General features: G+C 65.2%; 17 protein-coding genes. 11 read left to right on the top strand and 6 right to left on the bottom strand.

The genetic code is table 11. The features are described from left to right. Positions 1-44: 44 nt before the first annotated feature. Positions 45-221: a DUF1328 family protein gene (locus SPMU_RS09225; RefSeq protein WP_088333561.1), complete on the top strand. Its 177-nt coding sequence runs from the start codon at positions 45-47 to the stop codon at positions 219-221. 129 nt (positions 222-350) lie between these two features. On the opposite strand, the gene SPMU_RS17395 is transcribed toward SPMU_RS09225, so the two are convergent. The 4 genes from SPMU_RS17395 to SPMU_RS09210 all read right to left on the bottom strand — a co-directional run bounded on the left by SPMU_RS17395 (position 351) and on the right by SPMU_RS09210 (position 1776). Further along, entirely contained in the window at positions 351-479 is a 129-nt protein-coding gene (locus SPMU_RS17395; RefSeq protein ID WP_281250984.1) for a hypothetical protein, read from the bottom strand. A gap of 25 nt (positions 480-504) precedes the next feature. Continuing rightward, positions 505-723: a hypothetical protein gene (locus SPMU_RS09220; RefSeq protein ID WP_088333560.1), complete on the bottom strand. Its 219-nt coding sequence runs from the start codon at positions 721-723 to the stop codon at positions 505-507. Between the two features lie 103 nt (positions 724-826). Beyond that, positions 827-1033, bottom strand: a complete 207-nt coding sequence (locus SPMU_RS09215) for a cold-shock protein (RefSeq protein ID WP_088333702.1) — start codon at positions 1031-1033, stop codon at positions 827-829. Positions 1034-1506: 473 nt separating this feature from the next. Next, entirely contained in the window at positions 1507-1776 is a 270-nt protein-coding gene (locus SPMU_RS09210; RefSeq protein ID WP_088333559.1) for a hypothetical protein, read from the bottom strand. A gap of 193 nt (positions 1777-1969) precedes the next feature. Here SPMU_RS09210 and uvrA point away from each other — a divergent pair, with 193 nt between their 5' ends. Next, positions 1970-4885, top strand: coding sequence for an excinuclease ABC subunit UvrA (gene uvrA / locus SPMU_RS09205; RefSeq protein ID WP_088333558.1), 2916 nt, complete (start codon positions 1970-1972; stop codon positions 4883-4885). Here uvrA and SPMU_RS09200 read toward each other — a convergent pair. Beyond that, positions 4827-6143 carry a reverse transcriptase domain-containing protein gene (locus tag SPMU_RS09200; RefSeq protein ID WP_088333557.1) on the bottom strand — a complete coding sequence of 439 codons (1317 nt, stop codon included), beginning with the start codon at positions 6141-6143 and terminating at the stop codon, positions 4827-4829. The two genes, uvrA and SPMU_RS09200, sit on opposite strands and share 59 nt — an antisense overlap. A 744-nt stretch (positions 6144-6887) precedes the next feature. Here SPMU_RS09200 and SPMU_RS09195 point away from each other — a divergent pair. From SPMU_RS09195 to SPMU_RS09180, 4 genes are all read left to right on the top strand, one after another. Next, positions 6888-7100, top strand: a complete 213-nt coding sequence (locus SPMU_RS09195) for a hypothetical protein (protein WP_088333556.1) — start codon at positions 6888-6890, stop codon at positions 7098-7100. A gap of 124 nt (positions 7101-7224) precedes the next feature. Further along, entirely contained in the window at positions 7225-8517 is a 1293-nt protein-coding gene (locus tag SPMU_RS09190; RefSeq protein WP_088333555.1) for a hypothetical protein, read from the top strand. Positions 8518-8645: 128 nt separating this feature from the next. Further along, positions 8646-8858 (top strand): cold-shock protein, encoded by a 213-nt coding sequence (locus SPMU_RS09185; protein WP_088333701.1) that lies wholly within the window; start codon positions 8646-8648, stop codon positions 8856-8858. A 63-nt stretch (positions 8859-8921) separates the two neighbouring features. Beyond that, a complete protein-coding gene (locus SPMU_RS09180) occupies positions 8922-9128 on the top strand; it encodes a hypothetical protein (protein WP_140418438.1) in 207 nt (68 codons plus the stop codon). Between the two features lie 21 nt (positions 9129-9149). Here SPMU_RS09180 and SPMU_RS09175 read toward each other — a convergent pair whose 3' ends face one another. Further along, positions 9150-9602 carry an Lrp/AsnC family transcriptional regulator gene (locus SPMU_RS09175; protein ID WP_088333554.1) on the bottom strand — a complete coding sequence of 151 codons (453 nt, stop codon included), beginning with the start codon at positions 9600-9602 and terminating at the stop codon, positions 9150-9152. A gap of 95 nt (positions 9603-9697) precedes the next feature. Here SPMU_RS09175 and putA point away from each other — a divergent pair, with 95 nt between their 5' ends. From putA to SPMU_RS09150, 5 genes are all read left to right on the top strand, one after another. Next, positions 9698-13300 carry a trifunctional transcriptional regulator/proline dehydrogenase/L-glutamate gamma-semialdehyde dehydrogenase gene (gene putA, locus SPMU_RS09170; RefSeq protein ID WP_245832960.1) on the top strand — a complete coding sequence of 1201 codons (3603 nt, stop codon included), beginning with the start codon at positions 9698-9700 and terminating at the stop codon, positions 13298-13300. Between the two features lie 312 nt (positions 13301-13612). After that, complete coding sequence (rplK, locus tag SPMU_RS09165; RefSeq protein WP_088333553.1) at positions 13613-14044, top strand: 50S ribosomal protein L11; 432 nt, start codon at positions 13613-13615, stop codon at positions 14042-14044. Positions 14045-14048: 4 nt separating this feature from the next. Then, positions 14049-14741 (top strand): 50S ribosomal protein L1, encoded by a 693-nt coding sequence (rplA, locus tag SPMU_RS09160; protein ID WP_088333552.1) that lies wholly within the window; start codon positions 14049-14051, stop codon positions 14739-14741. A 502-nt stretch (positions 14742-15243) separates the two neighbouring features. Then, positions 15244-16839, top strand: a complete 1596-nt coding sequence (locus tag SPMU_RS09155) for an alpha-amylase family glycosyl hydrolase (protein WP_088333551.1) — start codon at positions 15244-15246, stop codon at positions 16837-16839. Next, positions 16839-17846, top strand: a complete 1008-nt coding sequence (locus SPMU_RS09150; protein ID WP_088333550.1) for a glycosyltransferase family 4 protein — start codon at positions 16839-16841, stop codon at positions 17844-17846. Before SPMU_RS09155 ends, SPMU_RS09150 begins: the two co-directional genes overlap by 1 nt. Positions 17847-17892: the final 46 nt, after the last annotated feature.

Here is a 17892-nt window from a genome sequence, read left to right as displayed (position 1 = left end):
GACCTGACAATGGATATCCACTATCAAAGTTCAGGAGAAACATAATGTACGGCTTCGCCTTCACGCTCGCGATCATCGCGCTGATCGCCGCTGTTCTCGGCTTTGGCGGACTTGCGGGATCACTCGCGAATATCGCGATGATCGTCTTCGTCCTTGCCCTGATCGGAACGATCATCTTCTTCGTTCTGGGTTGGAAGGCCGCAAAGAAGATCATCAGCTAACATCGTACAGTCTACAGCACGATCGCACCGGCGGAGCACGACTATGCTCTCGCCAGTGCAAGCGCTGCGATTGCCGGGTTGGGCCAAGGGGAAGCGAGCCGTAATTCAGCGAGACGCCCCACTCGCGCCTCAGCTTTTCAGCGTCACCATTTCAACCGGCTTCGGCTTGGTCGACGGGTTGGAAGCATTCGCCTTGGGCGGCTTTTCCGCTTTCGGCTTGCGCGCTTCCTTGTTTGATTTCTTCTGGCTCTTGGCCATCACGCCGTCTCCCGATTGGTGGGGATTACCCGTGGATCAGGCGGGTCGGCGTGCGCTTCACGGCGCCCGTGATCACCTTGCGGCCATAAAGCTTGGCGATGATCCCGGTGTCGGTGATGTTGTTCATCACCACGCGCGTGCCGCCCGAATGCAGCGTCTCGATTGCGCTGATCGGCACGTTGCGCTTCGCACAGGCCGCAATGACATGGTCTTGGGCGGCGTCGATATTGAGTGCTCTGGACATGGGCGATCTCCGATCGGGCGAGCGCAAGGCCCGCGTGCTGCAGGAAGAAGGGCAAATGACGAACGGACGGGCGCCGCGCAGGCGCCCGTCCGCTCAGCCGACTTCAGGCAGCCTGAAGATTGACGGCCGAGGTCTTGCCCCGGCGGTCGGTTTCCAGCTCGTAGGAAACGCGCTGCTCCTTATCGAGCGTGCGCATACCGGCACGTTCCACGGCAGAGATATGGACAAACGCGTCAGCGCCGCCGGTCTCCGGCGCGATGAAGCCAAAGCCCTTGTCAGGGTTGAAGAATTTTACGGTTCCGGTGATCATGGTGATATCCTTGTCCCATGGGTGACGGGCATGCGCCAAGAAACGGCGCATCCCGGCTTCTTCTCGACTAGAAAGGGACAGGAAGTCGCCAAAAGGCGAACAAAATATCCGTCGCACGCGACGTCAGCCCAAGCAATCTAGGCGTGATCGGCGGCAATTGTAAGCCACACGGTGAATTTAGTTTCGCCGGCGCATCCGGTCGTCACAATTTTACCACCGTAGCCCATCCACAATCGACAGGCCGGAAAGACTTTCGCAGTTCTTTTCGACGAAGACCGCGGCGGCGAGCATCATCCAATATCGATCGCTCACGGCCAAGGCAGCGTGCTTGCCGGGCGGAGACCATCGTGGCTGCCGAGGATCACGACGGCGGCAGCGCCCAAAAGAAAAGGGGCGCCCGCATGGTGTCGGGCGCCCCTTCCGGTCCGAGCCGCGCTTGGGAGCAGCTCGGATGTTCACACTGCTGTCCGGGATTAGATCCCGTTGGACAGGTTGGTGTCAGGATCGTTGGTGCGCATGTCCTCGGCCTGGTTCTGGCCGGTTGCGCGCACTGCCTCTGCCTGGTTCTCGAGGCTTGCCTCGGCGCCATCCGTGCCGACGTTGTCGGCCATATCTTCCAGGTTGTCCGCGGTCGCTTCGGCATTGGCCTCGATGTTGTCGGCTGCCTGCTCCTGCGGGCTCGAATTGCATGCTGCGAGCGATACCAACCCAGCGGCCAAACCGGCGACGATCATCTTCTTCATTCTTGACACCCCTGTTGTCGAAAGCGTGGAGCGAACAATCGTTGCCGCGGCCAATTGTTCCGCCGCCGGATCAGATTGCCCCGCCGCCTGCCCGCGAGCGGCGCGTCCTGGCGCCCACCGCTGGCATCCCCCGCCCCCGCTTCCTACATCGCGGGTCTATCCTCCCGACCGGAACGGAAGTAGAACTAAACGCATGCTGACTCACATCTCCGTCCGCGGCGCGCGCGAGCACAACTTGAAGGACGTAAGCGTCGATATCCCCCGGGATACGCTGACGGTGATCACCGGCCTCTCCGGCTCGGGCAAGTCGAGCCTCGCGTTCGACACCATCTATGCCGAGGGGCAGCGGCGCTACGTCGAGTCCCTGTCAGCCTATGCCCGCCAGTTCCTCGAACTGATGCAGAAGCCGGACGTGGATCACATCGAGGGCCTCTCGCCCGCCATCTCGATCGAGCAGAAGACGACCAGCCGCAATCCGCGCTCCACCGTCGCGACCGTGACCGAGATCTACGATTACATGCGCCTCCTCTGGGCGCGGGTCGGCGTGCCCTACAGCCCTGTCACCGGGGAGCCGATTGCGGCGCAGACGGTCAGCCAGATGGTCGACCGCGTCATGGCGCTGCCTGAAGGCACGCGGCTGTACCTCCTCGCTCCCGTCGTGCGCGGCCGCAAGGGCGAGTATCGCAAGGAAATGGCCGAGTGGCAGAAGGCCGGCTTCACCCGCGTGCGGATCGACGGCGAGATCCACGAGATCGAGGACGCGCCCGCGCTCGACAAGAAGTACAAGCATGACATCGAGGTCGTGGTCGATCGCCTTGCGGTGAACCCCGACATCGCCACCCGCCTCGCCGACAGTTTCGAGACGGCGCTGAAGCTCGCCGATGGCCTCGCGTACGTCGATCTCGCCGATGGCGTGGTGCCCGGGCGCGAGGACGAGGCCGCGTCGGGCGGCGCGATGAAGAACGCCGGCATCCCCGCCAACCGCATCGTCTTCTCGGAGAAGTTCGCCTGCCCGGTCAGCGGCTTCACCATCGCCGAGATCGAGCCGCGCCTGTTCTCCTTCAACGCCCCCCAGGGCGCCTGCCCGGCGTGCGACGGCCTCGGCGAAAAGCTCATCTTCGACGAGGATCTCGTCGTCCCCAACCACGCGCTCACGATCAAGAAGGGCGCCGTCGTCCCCTGGGCGAAGTCGAACCCGCCCTCGCCCTATTACATGCAGGTGCTCGGCTCCCTCGCCCGCGCCTATGACTTCAGCCTCGACACCCCCTGGGCGGATCTCTCCCCCGAGGTGCAGAGCGTCATCCTCCACGGCACCCGCGGCAAGCCCGTCACCCTCACCTTCATCGACGGCAAGAAGAGCTACGACGTCAGCAAGCCGTTCGAAGGCGTCATCGGCAACCTCAACCGCCGCATGGCGCAGACCGAGAGCGCCTGGATGAAGGAGGAGCTCGGCAAGTACCAGTCCTCGCAAGCCTGCGAGGTCTGCCACGGCGCCCGCCTGAAGCCCGAGGCGCTGGCGGTGAAGGTGGCGATGCAGGACATCAGCCACGCCACCCACCTCTCGGTGGTCGACGCGCTCGCCTTCTTCACCGACTTGCCCCAGCACCTCAACCCGCAGCAAAGCGCCATTGCCGAGCGCATCCTGAAGGAAATCGTCGAGCGCCTCGGCTTCCTCAACAACGTCGGCCTCGACTATCTCAACCTCGATCGCACCTCCGGCACCCTGTCGGGCGGCGAGAGCCAGCGCATCCGCCTCGCCAGCCAGATCGGCAGCGGCCTCTCGGGCGTGCTCTACGTCCTCGACGAGCCCTCGATCGGCCTGCATCAGCGTGACAACGACATGCTGCTCGCCACGCTCCGCCGCCTGCGCGATCTCGGCAACACCGTCCTCGTCGTCGAGCATGACGAGGATGCGATCCGCACCGCCGATTACGTCATCGACATGGGCCCCGGCGCCGGCGTCCACGGCGGCCAAATCGTCGCGCAGGGCACGCTCAAGCAGCTCCTCAAGTCCAAGGGCTCGGTCACCGCGGATTACCTGAACGGCACGCGCGAGGTCCCCGTGCCGGCCAAGCGCCGCAAGGGCTCGGGCAAGAAGCTGACGGTGCACAACGCCACCGCCAACAACCTCACCGGCGTCACCGCGAGCGTCCCGCTCGGCACCTTCACCTGCATCACCGGCGTCTCCGGGTCGGGCAAGTCGAGCTTCACCATCGACACGCTCTACGCCGCCGCCGCCCGCGCGCTGAACGGCGCCCGCATCCTCGCCGGCAAGCACGACAAGGTCACCGGGCTGCAGCATCTCGACAAGGTGATCGACATCGATCAGTCGCCGATCGGCCGCACCCCGCGCTCGAACCCGGCGACGTACACCGGCGCCTTCACCCAGATCCGTGACTGGTTCGCCGGCCTCCCCGAAAGCCTCGCGCGCGGCTACAAGCCCGGCCGCTTCTCGTTCAACGTCAAGGGCGGCCGGTGCGAGGCGTGCCAGGGCGACGGCCTGCTCAAGATCGAGATGCACTTCCTCCCCGACGTCTACGTCACCTGCGACGTGTGCCACGGCGCGCGCTACAATCGCGAAACGCTGGAGGTGAAGTTCAAGGGCCTCTCGATCGCCGACGTGCTCGACATGACGGTCGAGGACGCGGCGGAGTTCTTCAAGGCCGTGCCCCCGATCCGCGACAAAATGGCGATGCTGGTCGAGGTGGGCCTGGGCTACGTCAAGGTCGGCCAGCAGGCGACGACGCTCTCGGGCGGCGAGGCGCAGCGCGTGAAGCTCGCCAAGGAACTCGCCCGCCGCGCCACCGGCAACACGCTCTACATCCTCGACGAGCCGACCACCGGCCTCCATTTCGAGGACGTGCGCAAGCTCCTCGAAGTGCTCCACGCCTTGGTGGAGCAGGGCAACACGGTGGTGGTGATCGAGCACAACCTGGACGTCATCAAGACCGCCGACTGGGTGCTGGACCTGGGGCCGGAAGGCGGCGTCAAGGGCGGCGAGATCGTTGCCGAAGGCACGCCGGAAGTGGTGGCGCAGGAACCGCGGAGCTTTACGGGGAAGTATCTGGCGCCGTTGCTGGGGAAGCGGGAGGCTGTGGCGGCGGAGTAGGCCAAGAGAATGGCTTAAATTTCACATCCTCGACTCCTCGGTAGCCGAGGATAGACGCCGCCAATCTCGGCTTCTTTGATGCAGCAATCTGTTGAGCTCTGTCTATGTAAGACATGTATACTGCGTTAATTAGCTCATCTACACTCTGTATCGTGCGATAATCGTTACAGAACGAATAGTGATGAGCCCAGCCTTTCGACATGCCAGAAATGCGGTTTAATGTCTTAGGAATGCTAAACCTACTGTCAAATTCGTCAGGCTGAGTGGCTTTTCGCATTATCTTTAAAGATTCCGCAGCAGCCTCTTCAGTCCTTTTTACTATGCTCCTGCGTGATTTCCGACTAGGTCGGATGCCCTCGGCGGAAAATTCAATCCCTAGGTACTCGAAAGACTGAGAAACAGGAAGTGGGAGCTTGCTGGACTTATCAGCAGCGAAGTTCATTCCGAGTTCGCTAAGCAGGCGGCTCGCAAGACGAAATCGCGATGATGCAGCCCGGCCGCTCGGAGCGACGATTATAATATCATCTATGTATCTAATACAACGACAATCCGCGTCGTTCATCCTCCTATCAAACTCGGACAGTATCAGATTTCCGAGGAACGGAGACAAGCAGTTACCCTGCGCAACACCGATATCACCGTATGGAAACTCTTCCTTATGTTGCCATAGTGCACGTGCATTTTCTAAATCGACAGAGATTGCTCGCTCCATGAGATCAAGGAACGGACCATCATCAGAAAATTTTCTTATCAAGCTAACCGATGCCGACTTAGATATTCTCGTGAAAAAGCCTTCGATGTCGGCAATCATCACGTGAGATGCACCCGCGCTGACAAACTGTATAAGTTGGCTGATGGCCGCTGGAACACCCGCAAGCTCGTCTCCAACACGCTTCCGTATACCGCCGAAGCTAAACGGCTGAAAGGCATGCTCAGAAATACGAGGATCGCTGGTTAGAGCGTCCAAGATACAACGCTGAACAATCCGGTCTTCGACGCGCGAAATGACGATGGGTCGAATTTTTCCAGGTTTTCCCGCCTTGGTGATTGCGACACCTCTAGCAGGAGAAAACTGAAAGGTGCCGTGATTTACACGTGCGGCGATTGAAGCTATCCGCCGTTGCTCGTCGCCCGCGAAGCCTTTGGCTTCATCTTTGATGTAAGGCGAAGACGAGTATCTGGAATTAGCGCTAACGGCCTGCCAAGCCTTAGTTAAATTCTTATGTTTGCGAACAAACAGCGAAAGTTGATTGTCCAAGTCTCCGGGCCCCTGCTCTCGTCAACCCATCCGACCTGCACTGTCCTCCGAGGAACCGGACCGGGGCCGATTCCCTGCGCTGGCCAATGTGCTTGCACACACGGACTCGTCGCCGCTCCGCTCGCTCGCCACACCGAAATTGTCGGCTGACAAAGCTTGCATCGCAAGAGGCAAACACAAGAGGGCGATCAGGATCGCCGACCCGCGCCGCACCCACTTGGCACGTTTTTGCATGCCTCCCAAACCGCGCGCAAATCGGACCGAAATTCGACCTCTGCGCGAAATTCTCCTTGCATGCCCGCGCTCCCTTCCTTGTAAAATATTCTAATAGCTGCCGAGCAGGGCGCCCTAAGGCTTCGATCAACAGCACTTTTGTAGTCACGATCGGATGGGATTGCACTGTCCTCCGAGGAACCGGACCGGGGCCGATTCCCTGCGCTGGCCAATGTGCTTGCACACACGGACTCGTCGCCGCTCCGCTCGCTCGCCACACCGAAATGACCGGCTGACAGAGCTTGCATCGCCAAAGTACGAGAATGTCGTATCACACTCGAAACAAAGACGGAAGATCAGCAATTTCCGCCGCGGCAAAGCCGCGTCGTCAGACGGCGCTTGAGCGCCGCTGGCCGGGCGCGCGCCGGTTCGCTCGTCTGTAGCTGCGCTACAGCCTTGCGGCGCGCTGTCCTACAACCCCCGTTTCGGTATAACTCCCCCGTCCAGCAACCACTTGCGAGGACGAAACCGATGCCGCATCCGCGCCCCCTCCCGATCTTCACCGATGGCCCCATCACCGAAGCGCATGTCGATGCGCTGCGCCACTGGCAGTCGCTGATCGATCGCGGGCTGATCGGCACCCGCCCCGAAACCCCGCCCGATGTCGCCGCGAACCGCGACGCGACTGACCGGCTCTTTCGCGAGATCGCGCGCGATCGGCGGCGGCTGGAGCGCGGCTGGTAACATGGCTCTCCCCACCGTTCGTGTCGCGCGGCGCCGAGGCGCCACGCACCGCCCTCGGGCCCTGCCCCCGGGCGGCGCTCGGCACGAACGGCTCCGTTGATCGCCTGTCACCACGAGGCCCCGCATGATCCCCCGCCAGTCCCTCTTCGATCCCGCCCCCTCCACCAGCGCGGCACCGCCCGCTGCCATCCCGGCGCACACCTTCCTCCCCCTGCCCGATGAGGAAATGGGCCAGAACGGCGTCCCCGCCAGCGTCTCGCGCCGGCAGGATGGCTGGTCCGCCGCCAACCAGCGCCGCTTCCTTGAAGCCATTGCGGAGGGGCATGGCGTCGAGGCCGCCTGCCGCTGCGTCGGCCTGTCCGCCGCCTCCGCCTACGCCTTTCGCCGCACCGCCCGGGGCGCCGCCTTTGCGCTCGGCTGGCGCGCCGCCTCGCTCGTCGCGCGCGAAGCCATCGCCGAAACCCTGCTCGTCCGCGCGCTCGAAGGGCAGGTCGATACGTATATCCGCGCCGACGGCAGCGAAGTGACCCGCCACCGCCACGACAATCGCTTGGCCATGTCGCTGCTCGCCCGGCTCGATCGCCAGGTCGAGACCGCGCCCGATGCCGATGTGAAGGCCGCGCGGCTCGTCGCGCAGGAATTCGACGCGTATCTCGATCTCGTCACCCGCGATGAAGGCCCCGCGCGCGCCGGGCTGTTCCTGGCGCGGCGCTGCGGCGCGCTGGGTGATGGGAGCGAGGACGCCGCCGATCAGGCCGATCTTGCCCCCATCTATGCGCTCGCCGCCGCCGACCGCTTCGCGCGCACCGGCGTCGCCACCGCCGGGGAAGTGCCGGTGGACGATCTCGACCCAGCGCAGCGCGCGCACTGGACGGCGGAGCAATGGGCGCGCGCCGAGGCCGCCGGCATGCTCCGCCTCGCCGTGCCAGCGCCGCCACCGGACGAAGGCGACGCCCCGGACCACGCCGACGACCCCGCCGAAGCCGGCGCAGATACCGCGCCACCGTCTCAACTTTCTCAACATTCGCGCGGCGGCGGTTCCCCTGCCGGCGCGATGCTCCGCGCTTTCGGCGATATTCCCCCGGGCGCGGTGTTCGGCGATCCCGACGATCCCGCTGCCCCGCCGCTCGTCTGGTGGGATCCCATTGGTGACGAATGGCTCACCCGCTTTCCCCCGCCCGATGATTATGATGGCGAGGAGGATGGCGTGCCCGGCGACGCGGATTATGCCCGCTCGCTCACCCAGCTGGAGGCATATGCGATCGGCCCGGCCCCGTCCCGCGGTTCGGGCCAGTCCCCCGCCGCCTTGCTCGCGCGGCGCGACGGATTCTTCGCCGCGATTTACCGGGGCAAGGCGGGGCTGCGGGCGGGGCTGCGGGCACCCGATTCGCTTTTTTCGGCGGATGCGCCTATGTAGGGTTGGCTACAGTCGCAAATCGACGGTCTTTGGCGCTTTGCGGCACCTTCTTCCTTCTTTCCCTGCTTCCGCGGCACCGGGCGCCCCGGTCTTTGGCGCGTCCGGCCGAAACCAAGAAGGAAAAAGCAATGGCTACTCTCGGCACCGTCAAGTTCTTCAACGCTGACAAGGGCTTCGGCTTCATTGCGCCCGACAATGGCGGTGCGGACGCGTTCGTCCACATCTCGGCCGTTGAGCGCGCCGGCTTTGTTACGCTGAACCAGAACCAGCGCGTCAGCTACGAGCTGGAAAACGATCGTCGCGGCCGCACCAGCGCCGTCTCGCTCGAAGCCGCGGAGTAATCCGCGCACCCCGTGGGCCGGCGATCGTGCCGGCCCGCGAAACTCGAAAAGGGGATCTGTCCCATGGCCGATGATGCAACCATGTACCGTGCGCGTGCCGCCAGCGAGTTTGCCAATGCGCAGGATGCCAAGCTCGACAATGTGCGCGAACGCTGTGAGCGGGCTGCGCGGGCGTGGGAAACCATGGCCGACCGCGCCGAGCGGGTCGCCGTCCAGCGCCACGAGCGCGAGGCCGCAACCGCGGCGCAGCGCGAGGCCGCAGCGGGCTAAAACCCCCCTTCCCTGCCGCGGCTAAAACCCCCCTTCCCTGATCGTCTCCATCACCACGAAGGTGGAGGTGCTGGCGACATGCGGCAACGTCGAGATCCGCTCCCCCAGTACGTCGCGATAGTGGCGGATGTCGCGGGTGCGGATCTTCAGCAGGTAATCGAAACTGCTGGCGATCATGTGGCATTCCTCCAGTTCCGCGATGGCCAGCACGCCGCGGCGAAATTCCGCCAGCGCCGCTTCCCGCGTGTCGGACAGCTTCACCTCGGTGAAGGCAACATGCCCCAGCCCCAATTTGTCCGGGTCCGTGACAGCCTTGAACCCACGGATGAACCCCCGATCGGTCAGCCGCTTCAACCGCGTCTGGCACGGCGTCTTCGACAGCCCCACTCGCTGCGCCAATTCGGTAACGGAAATCCGCCCCTCCTTCTCCAGCACCGCGATGATTTTCCGGTCAAACCCGTCGATCTCGTCCATCTGACCTGTCCTACACACAGTTGATCAGCCAAATAGCCTGTCGGACAAGCAATCAAAAGTCAGATAGACTTTGTCGGAATAGCTATATTCCCACCATGGAACCGCTGTTCGCCGATTTCGCCCCGCCGATCCGCCCCGCCACGCCGCTGCGCGCCGCGATCACCGCCGCCACCCGCCGCGCCGAGCCGGAAGCCCTAGCTCCCCTCCTCGACGAAGCGAGCCTGCCGGATGAGCTGAAAGCCAAGGCGCTGGCGACCGCGACCACGTTGATCACTGCCCTCCGAGCCAAGCACAAGGGCACCGGCGTCGAGGGCCTGGTCCAGGAATATGCGCTGTCGAGCCAGGAAGGCGTCGCCTTGATGTGCCTCGCCGAAGCCCTCCTTCGCATCCCCGACGACGACACCCGCGACGCCTTGATCCGCGACAAGATCGCCGGCGGTGACTGGCGCAGCCACATCGGCGACGGCCGCTCGCTCTTCGTCAACGCCGCCACCTGGGGCTTGGTGGTAACGGGCAAGCTGACCAACAGCGTCAACGACCGCGGCCTCGCCGCCGCCCTCACCCGCCTCATTGCCCGGGCTGGCGAACCGGTGATCCGCCGCGGTGTCGACATGGCGATGCGCATGATGGGCGAACAGTTCGTCACCGGCGAGACGATCAACGAAGCCCTGAAGCGCGCCAAACCGCTGGAAGCGCGCGGCTTCGGCTACAGCTACGACATGCTCGGCGAGGCCGCGACCACCGCCGCCGACGCCGATCGCTATTACCGCGATTACGAAACCGCGGTGCACGCCATCGGCAAGGCCTCGGCCGGCCGCGGCGTCTATGCTGGCCCTGGCATCTCGATCAAGCTGTCCGCCCTTCACCCGCGCTACGCCCGCGCGCAGGCCGATCGCGTCATGGGCGAACTGCTGCCCAAGGTCCGCGCCCTTGCGCTGATCGCCAAGGGCTATGACATCGGCTTCAACATCGACGCGGAGGAGGCCGACCGCCTCGAACTGTCGCTCGACCTCCTCGAGAGCCTCGCGCTCGATCCCGCGCTCGCCGGCTGGAACGGCCTCGGCTTCGTCATCCAGGCCTATGGCAAGCGCTGCCCGTTCGTGATCGACTGGATCGTCGGCCTCGCCCGCCGCGCCGACCGCCGCATCATGGTGCGGCTGGTCAAGGGCGCTTATTGGGACGCCGAGATCAAGCGCGCACAGGTCGATGGCCAGGCGGATTTCCCCGTCTACACGCGCAAGATCCACACCGACATCTCGTACCTCGCCTGCGCCCGGCGCCTTCTGGCGAACCGCGACGCCGTGTTCCCGCAATTCGCCACTCATAACGCGCAGACGCTGGCCACCGTCCACGCGATGGCTGGTACCGACTTCACCATCGGCGACTATGAGTTCCAGTGCCTCCACGGCATGGGTGAGCCGCTGTATGACGAGGTGGTCGGCGCAGATAAGCTTAACCGCCCCTGCCGCATTTACGCCCCCGTCGGCACGCACGAGACATTGCTCGCTTATCTCGTCCGCCGCCTGCTCGAAAACGGCGCCAACTCCTCCTTCGTGAACCGGATCGCCGATCCCGAAGTCTCGATCGCCGATCTCGTCGCCGACCCCGTCGCGATCGTCCGCGCGACCGATACGCCGGGGCAGAAGCACGCTGCGATCGCGCTTCCGGCGGATCTCTACCCCCGCCGCCGCAATTCAGACGGCCTAGACCTCGCTGACGAGCGCACGCTCGCGGCGCTGGCCGAGACGATGCAGGCCGGCGCCGCGACGGACTGGCGCGCCGCTCCCGCCGACGGCGAGGGCACTTCCCGGCCTGTGCTGAACCCTGCCGATCACCGCGACACGGTAGGCACGGTCATCGAAGCCTCGCCCGAGCAGGCCGTCGCCGCCGCCCGCACCGCCGCGGCGGCCGCCCCTGCCTGGGCCACCGTCTCCCCCGCCGAACGCGCCGCTATCCTCGATCGCGCTGCCGACGGGATGCAGGCGCGCATGGCAGAGCTGATCGGCCTCACGGTGCGCGAGGCCGGCAAGTCTCTCCCCAACGCGATCGGCGAGGTGCGCGAGGCGATCGACTTCCTGCGCTATTATGCCGACCAGGCCCGCCGCAGCTTCGGCCCCGCGCACCAGCCGCTCGGCGTCGTCACGTGCATCAGCCCGTGGAACTTCCCGCTGGCGATCTTCACCGGCCAGGTCGCCGCCGCGCTCGTCGCGGGCAACACCGTGCTGGCCAAGCCGGCCGAGGAAACCCCGCTGATCGCCGCGCAGGGCGTTGCCATCCTGCACGAGGCCGGCGTCCCCGCCGACGCGCTTCAGCTCGTTCCCGGTGACGGATCGATCGGCGCTGCCCTCGTCGCCGCACCCGAAACCGCCGCGGTGATGTTCACCGGCTCGACCGAAGTCGCCCGGCTGATCCAGCGTGAGCTCGCCACCCGCGTCTCCCGCGATGGCGCGCCGATCCCGCTGATCGCCGAGACGGGAGGCCAGAATGCGATGATCGTCGACAGCTCCGCGCTTGCCGAGCAGGTCGTGGCTGATGTCATCGCCTCCGCCTTTGACAGCGCCGGCCAGCGCTGTTCGGCGCTTCGTGTCCTGTGCCTGCAGGAGGAGGTCGCCGACCGTATCCTCACCATGCTGCGCGGTGCGCTGCAGGAACTGCGGATCGGCCGCACCGATCGGCTGGCGGTTGACATCGGCCCCGTCATCTCCGCCGAGGCGCAAGAGAACATCACCCGCCACATCGCCGCGATGCGCAATCGCGGCCACAAGGTGGATTCGCTCCCGCTCGGCTATGCGACGGCCAACGGCACCTTCGTCGCGCCGACGATCATCGAGCTACCCGACATCGCCGAGCTGGAGCGCGAGGTGTTCGGCCCCGTCCTCCACGTCATCCGCTACAAGCGCAGCGGGCTCGACGCGCTGATCGACCGGATCAACGCCACCGGCTATGGCCTGACCTTCGGCCTCCACACCCGCCTCGACGAGACGATCGCCCATGTCACCGCGCGGGTGAAGGCGGGAAATCTCTACATCAACCGCAACGTCATCGGCGCCATCGTCGGCGTGCAGCCGTTCGGCGGGCGCGGCCTGTCGGGCACCGGGCCCAAGGCGGGCGGGCCGCTGTATCTCGGCCGGCTGGTGCGCGGCGCGATCGAGGCACCCGCCGGCACATCCACCACCGCCGATGCCGCCGCACGTGACCTGGCACTCTGGCTCGAAGCCCGCGGCGACGAGGCTGCTGCGAGCCGCGCGCGCGAGATCGCCGCCGCCTCGCCGCTCGGCCTCGAGGCAGAGCTCGACGGGCCCGTGGGCGAGCGCAACCTCTACGCGCTTCACCCGCGCGGTCGCATCCTGCTGCTGCCGGAAACGGGCGCCGGGCTGATGGCGCAGCTCGCTGCCGCGCTCGCCACCGGCAACGATCTGGTGGTGGACGCCGCCATGCGCACCGACATGCCCGCGCCGATCGCCGCTCGCGTGCGCTGGAGCAGCGATTGGTCGAAGGACGGCCCCTATGCTGGCGCGCTGATCGAGGGCGACGCGGCCCGCGTGCGCGATCTCCAGCAGCGGATCGCCACCCTTGACGGTCCGATCGTCCTCACCCAGGCGAACGACTACCGGGTCGAATGGCTGGTCGAGGAGGTCTCCACCTCGATCAACACCACCGCGGCAGGCGGCAACGCCAGCCTCATGGCCATGACGTAAACTTCGGCCTGCGCCGCTGCACGGCGGCGGCGCTGGGGACCTGAGCCAAAAGCAATTCGTCACCCCGGCCTTGTGCCGGGGTCCACCGGCCCGCAAACCTATCCGCCGGAGAGTGCGCGGCACAGTGGATGCCGGGACAAGCCCGGCATTACGGCTGGAGCTTACCCAAGCACCTGCATCACCGGCTCAACAACCCCTAGCTTTTCCCCTGCGACCCCGCTATGCGCGCGAACTTCCAGGTAAATCGCTGGAACGCTTGCGGGAGGGTGCGGCAACGCGCCCGCGATCACCGCTAAACTTAAAGAGAGTGACATGGCGAAGAAAATCACAGGCTATATCAAGCTGCAGGTGCCTGCCGGCGCTGCAAACCCGTCGCCGCCGATCGGCCCGGCGCTGGGTCAGCGCGGCGTGAACATCATGGAATTCTGCAAGGCGTTCAACGCCAAGACAGCCGACATGGAAAAGGGCTCGCCCCTCCCCACCGTCATCACCGTCTACGCGGACCGTTCGTTCAGCTTCGAGACCAAGACGCCCCCGGCGACGTATCTCATCAAGAAGGCGCTGAATCTGAAGTCGGGCTCGAAGGAGCCGGGCAAGACCTCGGCCGGCACCATCAAGCGCTCGCAGCTGGCGGAAATCGCGCAGGCCAAGATGGCCGACTTGAACGCGAACGACATCGACGCAGCAACGAAGATCATCGAAGGCTCCGCTCGCGCGATGGGCCTCCAGGTTGTGGAGGGTTAATCCCATGGCGAAGCTCACGAAGAAGCAGAAGTCGATCACGGTCGACCGCGAGAAGCTGCACGGCGTTGACGAGGCGATCAGCCTCGCGAAGTCGGGTGCGACTTCCAAGTTCGACGAGACGATCGAAGTCGCGCTGAACCTCGGCGTCGATCCGCGTCACGCTGACCAGATGGTCCGCGGCGTCGTCACGCTGCCCAAGGGCACCGGCAAGACCGTCCGCGTCGGCGTCTTCGCCCGCGGCGCGAAGGCTGAAGAGGCACTGGCTGCTGGCGCCGACGTCGTTGGTGCGGAAGACCTGATGGAAACCATTCAGGGCGGCAAGATCGACTTCGATCGCTGCATCGCGACCCCTGATATGATGGGCATCGTCGGCCGTCTCGGTAAGGTTCTGGGTCCCAAGGGCCTGATGCCGAACCCGAAGCTCGGCACCGTGACGATGAACGTCGCCGAGGCGGTGAAGGCTGCCAAGGGCGGCCAGGTCGAATATCGCGTCGAGAAGGCCGGTATCATTCACTCCGGCATCGGCAAGGCAAGCTTCCCGGCCGAGGATCTGCGCGCGAACTTCGACGCACTGGTCGACGCGGTGGTCAAGGCCAAGCCGGCCGGCGCCAAGGGCAAGTACGTCCGCAAGGTCGCGATCTCCAGCACCATGGGTGCCGGCATCAAGATCGACGTGGCGGAAGTCGCTGCTGCCTGATTCAGGCTTTCAGTTTGCGTAACAGGAAGGGTCGGGGCGAAAGCTCCGGCCCTTTTTGTTTGTCGCGGTCAGTCGGCTCACCCGAAGTCGGCGCACCGGAACAGTTCGGGCCGTTTCAAGCGTCACTCGGAAGGCGCCGTCATCCCGGACTTGATCCGGGATCCATGGCGCCACGAGCGCGGTGCTTAGAGGAGCAAACGACAGCGCCTACGGATAGGTGGATCCCGGCGAAAGGCCGGATGAGCAAGGTTACATCCGGTGCCCCCCGGCGGAAGTCCGGCATCGTCCGCTGGGCCTGCCCAAGCTCCCTCGCAGCCGGCGATGGCGGGCGTCGTCGAATCCACAACCACCCTCGTCACCCCGGCCCTGTGCCGGGGTCCAGGGTTCCGCGCACCCAGTCGCGTAGGATGCGCGGAACCATGGATGCCGGGACGGGCCCGGCACGACGTAACTGCCAACGAACATCACTGAACCCCTCCGTTCCCCAAGCGTTACGATCCCTATGAGCGAGGGCACCCCCGCGGCGCCTTGGTGGAAGCGCGGCGTCATCTATCAGGTCTACCCCCGGTCTTTCGCGGACAGCGACGGCGACGGTATCGGCGATCTCGCCGGGATCGAGGCGCATCTGGATCACATCGCCAGCCTCGGCGTGGACGCGATCTGGCTGTCGCCCATCTTCCCCTCGCCGATGGCAGACTTTGGCTATGACGTCGCCGATTACACCGGCATCGAGCCGATGTTCGGCGATCTCGCCGCCTTCGATCGCCTGCTCGCCGCAGTCCACGCACGCGGGCTGAAACTGCTGCTCGATTTCGTCCCGAACCACAGCTCCACCCAGCATCCGTGGTTTCTCGAAAGCCGCGCCAGCCGCGATAATCTCAAGCGCGATTGGTACATCTGGCGCGATCCCGCACCGGATGGCGGCCCGCCCAATAACTGGATCAGCGACATGGGCGGCCCCGCGTGGGCGTTCGATCCGGCGACCGGCCAATATTATCTCCACACCTTCCTGAAGGAGCAGGCCGACCTCAACTGGCGCAACCCGGCGGTCGTGCAGGCGATGACGGGCGTGATGCGCTTCTGGCTCGACCGCGGCGTCGACGGCTTCCGCATCGACGTGCTTTGGCACATCGTGAAGGCCGAAGGTCTGCCCGACAATCCCGCCAACCCTGATTGGCGCGAGGGCATGGCGGAAAAGCTGCGGGTGCTTCAGCACAACTCCACCGACCAACCCGAGGCGCACGCCTTCACCCGCGGCTTCCGCCAGCTTGCCGACAGTTATGGCGAGACGTTGCTCGTGGGCGAGATCTTTCTCCCCCGCGATCGCCTGATGCGTTGGTACGGGTCGGAAGCCGAACCCGGCGTCCACCTCCCCTTCAATTTCGAACTGATCGAGAACCCCTGGGATCGCGACACGCTGGCCCAGCTGATCGCCGATTATGATGCCGCCATTCCCGATCACGGCTGGCCAAACTGGGTGATCGGCAGCCACGACGCGCCGCGCATCGCCGCGCGCATCGGGGAGGCGCAGGCGCGCGTCGCCGCCATGCTGCTCCTCACGCTGCGCGGCACGCCGACGCTCTACCAGGGCGACGAGATCGGCGTCGGCAAGGTGGACATCCCGCCCGACCGCATCCGCGACCCGCAGGATCTGCGCCAGCCCGGCATGGGCCTTGGCCGCGATCGCTCACGCACGCCGATGGCGTGGGATGGCTCGCCCAACGCCGGCTTCTCCACGGCCGAGCCATGGCTGCCGCTCCACCCCGACTGGCGCACCCGCAACGTCGCTGCACAGGAGGCCGACTCCGCTTCCATGCTGTGGCTCTACCGCCGCCTCCTCGCCGCCCGTCGCGCCAGCCCCGCGCTGTCGCTTGGTCGCATGATGGTGCACGACGCCGCGCCGGACGTACTTGCCTATGAGCGCCAGCACGGTGACGAACGCTTGTTCGTCGTTCTGAACCTCGGCAGCGAAGCACACAAAGTGACGCTGCCCGACGCCACCCGCGCCGGCCGCATCATCGTGGCGACCGGGATGCGCCAGACGTTTGACGGCACGGTCAGCGCGGATGAAGGATATGTCGTGGAGCTCCTCACCTGATGCGTATCGCGATGTTGTCGTCGATCTCCTGGCCGACCCCGCCGACCGGCTACGGCCCATGGGAATTGGTCACGAGCTTGCTGACGGAGGCGCTGGTCGCGCGCGGCGTTGACGTCACGCTCTTCGCCACGCAGAATTCGAACACCACCGGCACGCTCGATGGCGTCGCCCCGCGCGGCTATTCCGAACCACCGCACCTCGACGCCAAGGTGTGGGAAGCCATGCACATCGCGAATTGCATGGAGCGCGCGGGCGACTTCGACCTCATCCACAACCAGGCCGACTTCATGCCGCTTGCCTGGTCGCGGCTGATCGACACGCCGATGCTGACGACGATCCACGGCTTCTCCTCCGAACGGATCGTGCCGCTGTACCAGCGCTACAACGACAACACGCAGTACGTCTCGATCAGCGACGCCGATCGTCACCCGGCGCTGAGCTACGCCGCGACCATCCATCACGGCATTCCGCTCGACGATTTCCCGCTCGATCGGACTGGTGGCCAGGACCTGTTGTTCTTCGGCCGAATTCATCCGGATAAAGGCCCCCATGACGCCATTGCCGCGGCGAAGGCGGCCGGAAGGCGGCTGGTCATGGCGGGGCTGGTGCAGGATCAGGCCTATCACGAGCGGGAGGTCGCGCCGCACATCGACAACGACCGCGTCATCTTTCGCGGCGTCGTCGGCGGCGAGGAACGCGTCCGCACCCTCGGCCAGGCCAGCGCCCTCCTCCACCTGATCGGCTTCGACGAACCCTTCGGCCTCTCGGTGGTGGAAGCAATGGCCTGCGGCACCCCCGTCATCGCCTTCAACCGCGGCTCGATGCCCGAATTGATCGAGCACGGCGTCACCGGATTCCTCGTCGACACGCTGGACGAGGCGGTCGAGGCAATCGGGCGCGTGGGCGAGATCGATCGCGCCACCTGCCGCGCCCGCGTCGCCGAACGGTTCAGCGTAGAACGCATGGCGGACGATTACATCAGGCTATATCAACAGCTTATCGGCTGATCGCTTTTCTCTCCGCAAGGCGTGACAAGGCACCTTTGGGTCGCGA

The organism is Sphingomonas mucosissima (assembly GCF_002197665.1).
GTDB lineage: Bacteria > Pseudomonadota > Alphaproteobacteria > Sphingomonadales > Sphingomonadaceae > Sphingomonas > Sphingomonas mucosissima.
Note: the sequence above shows the minus strand (reverse complement) of the source record. Positions and strands in the feature narration are given on the sequence as shown.

Bases quoted from the DNA above. Each gene is read 5' to 3' on its own strand.
- SPMU_RS09225 (WP_088333561.1), top strand. From the start codon at position 45: ATGTACGGCTTCGCCTTCACGCTCGCGATCATCGCGCTGATCGCCGCT.
- SPMU_RS17395 (WP_281250984.1), bottom strand. From the start codon at position 479: ATGGCCAAGAGCCAGAAGAAATCAAACAAGGAAGCGCGCAAGCCGAAA.
- SPMU_RS09220 (WP_088333560.1), bottom strand. From the start codon at position 723: ATGTCCAGAGCACTCAATATCGACGCCGCCCAAGACCATGTCATTGCG.
- SPMU_RS09215 (WP_088333702.1), bottom strand. From the start codon at position 1,033: ATGATCACCGGAACCGTAAAATTCTTCAACCCTGACAAGGGCTTTGGC.
- SPMU_RS09210 (WP_088333559.1), bottom strand. From the start codon at position 1,776: ATGAAGAAGATGATCGTCGCCGGTTTGGCCGCTGGGTTGGTATCGCTC.
- uvrA (WP_088333558.1), top strand. From the start codon at position 1,970: ATGCTGACTCACATCTCCGTCCGCGGCGCGCGCGAGCACAACTTGAAG.
- SPMU_RS09195 (WP_088333556.1), top strand. From the start codon at position 6,888: ATGCCGCATCCGCGCCCCCTCCCGATCTTCACCGATGGCCCCATCACC.
- SPMU_RS09190 (WP_088333555.1), top strand. From the start codon at position 7,225: ATGATCCCCCGCCAGTCCCTCTTCGATCCCGCCCCCTCCACCAGCGCG.
- SPMU_RS09185 (WP_088333701.1), top strand. From the start codon at position 8,646: ATGGCTACTCTCGGCACCGTCAAGTTCTTCAACGCTGACAAGGGCTTC.
- SPMU_RS09180 (WP_140418438.1), top strand. From the start codon at position 8,922: ATGGCCGATGATGCAACCATGTACCGTGCGCGTGCCGCCAGCGAGTTT.
- SPMU_RS09175 (WP_088333554.1), bottom strand. From the start codon at position 9,602: ATGGACGAGATCGACGGGTTTGACCGGAAAATCATCGCGGTGCTGGAG.
- putA (WP_245832960.1), top strand. From the start codon at position 9,698: ATGGAACCGCTGTTCGCCGATTTCGCCCCGCCGATCCGCCCCGCCACG.
- rplK (WP_088333553.1), top strand. From the start codon at position 13,613: ATGGCGAAGAAAATCACAGGCTATATCAAGCTGCAGGTGCCTGCCGGC.
- rplA (WP_088333552.1), top strand. From the start codon at position 14,049: ATGGCGAAGCTCACGAAGAAGCAGAAGTCGATCACGGTCGACCGCGAG.
- SPMU_RS09155 (WP_088333551.1), top strand. From the start codon at position 15,244: ATGAGCGAGGGCACCCCCGCGGCGCCTTGGTGGAAGCGCGGCGTCATC.
- SPMU_RS09150 (WP_088333550.1), top strand. From the start codon at position 16,839: ATGCGTATCGCGATGTTGTCGTCGATCTCCTGGCCGACCCCGCCGACC.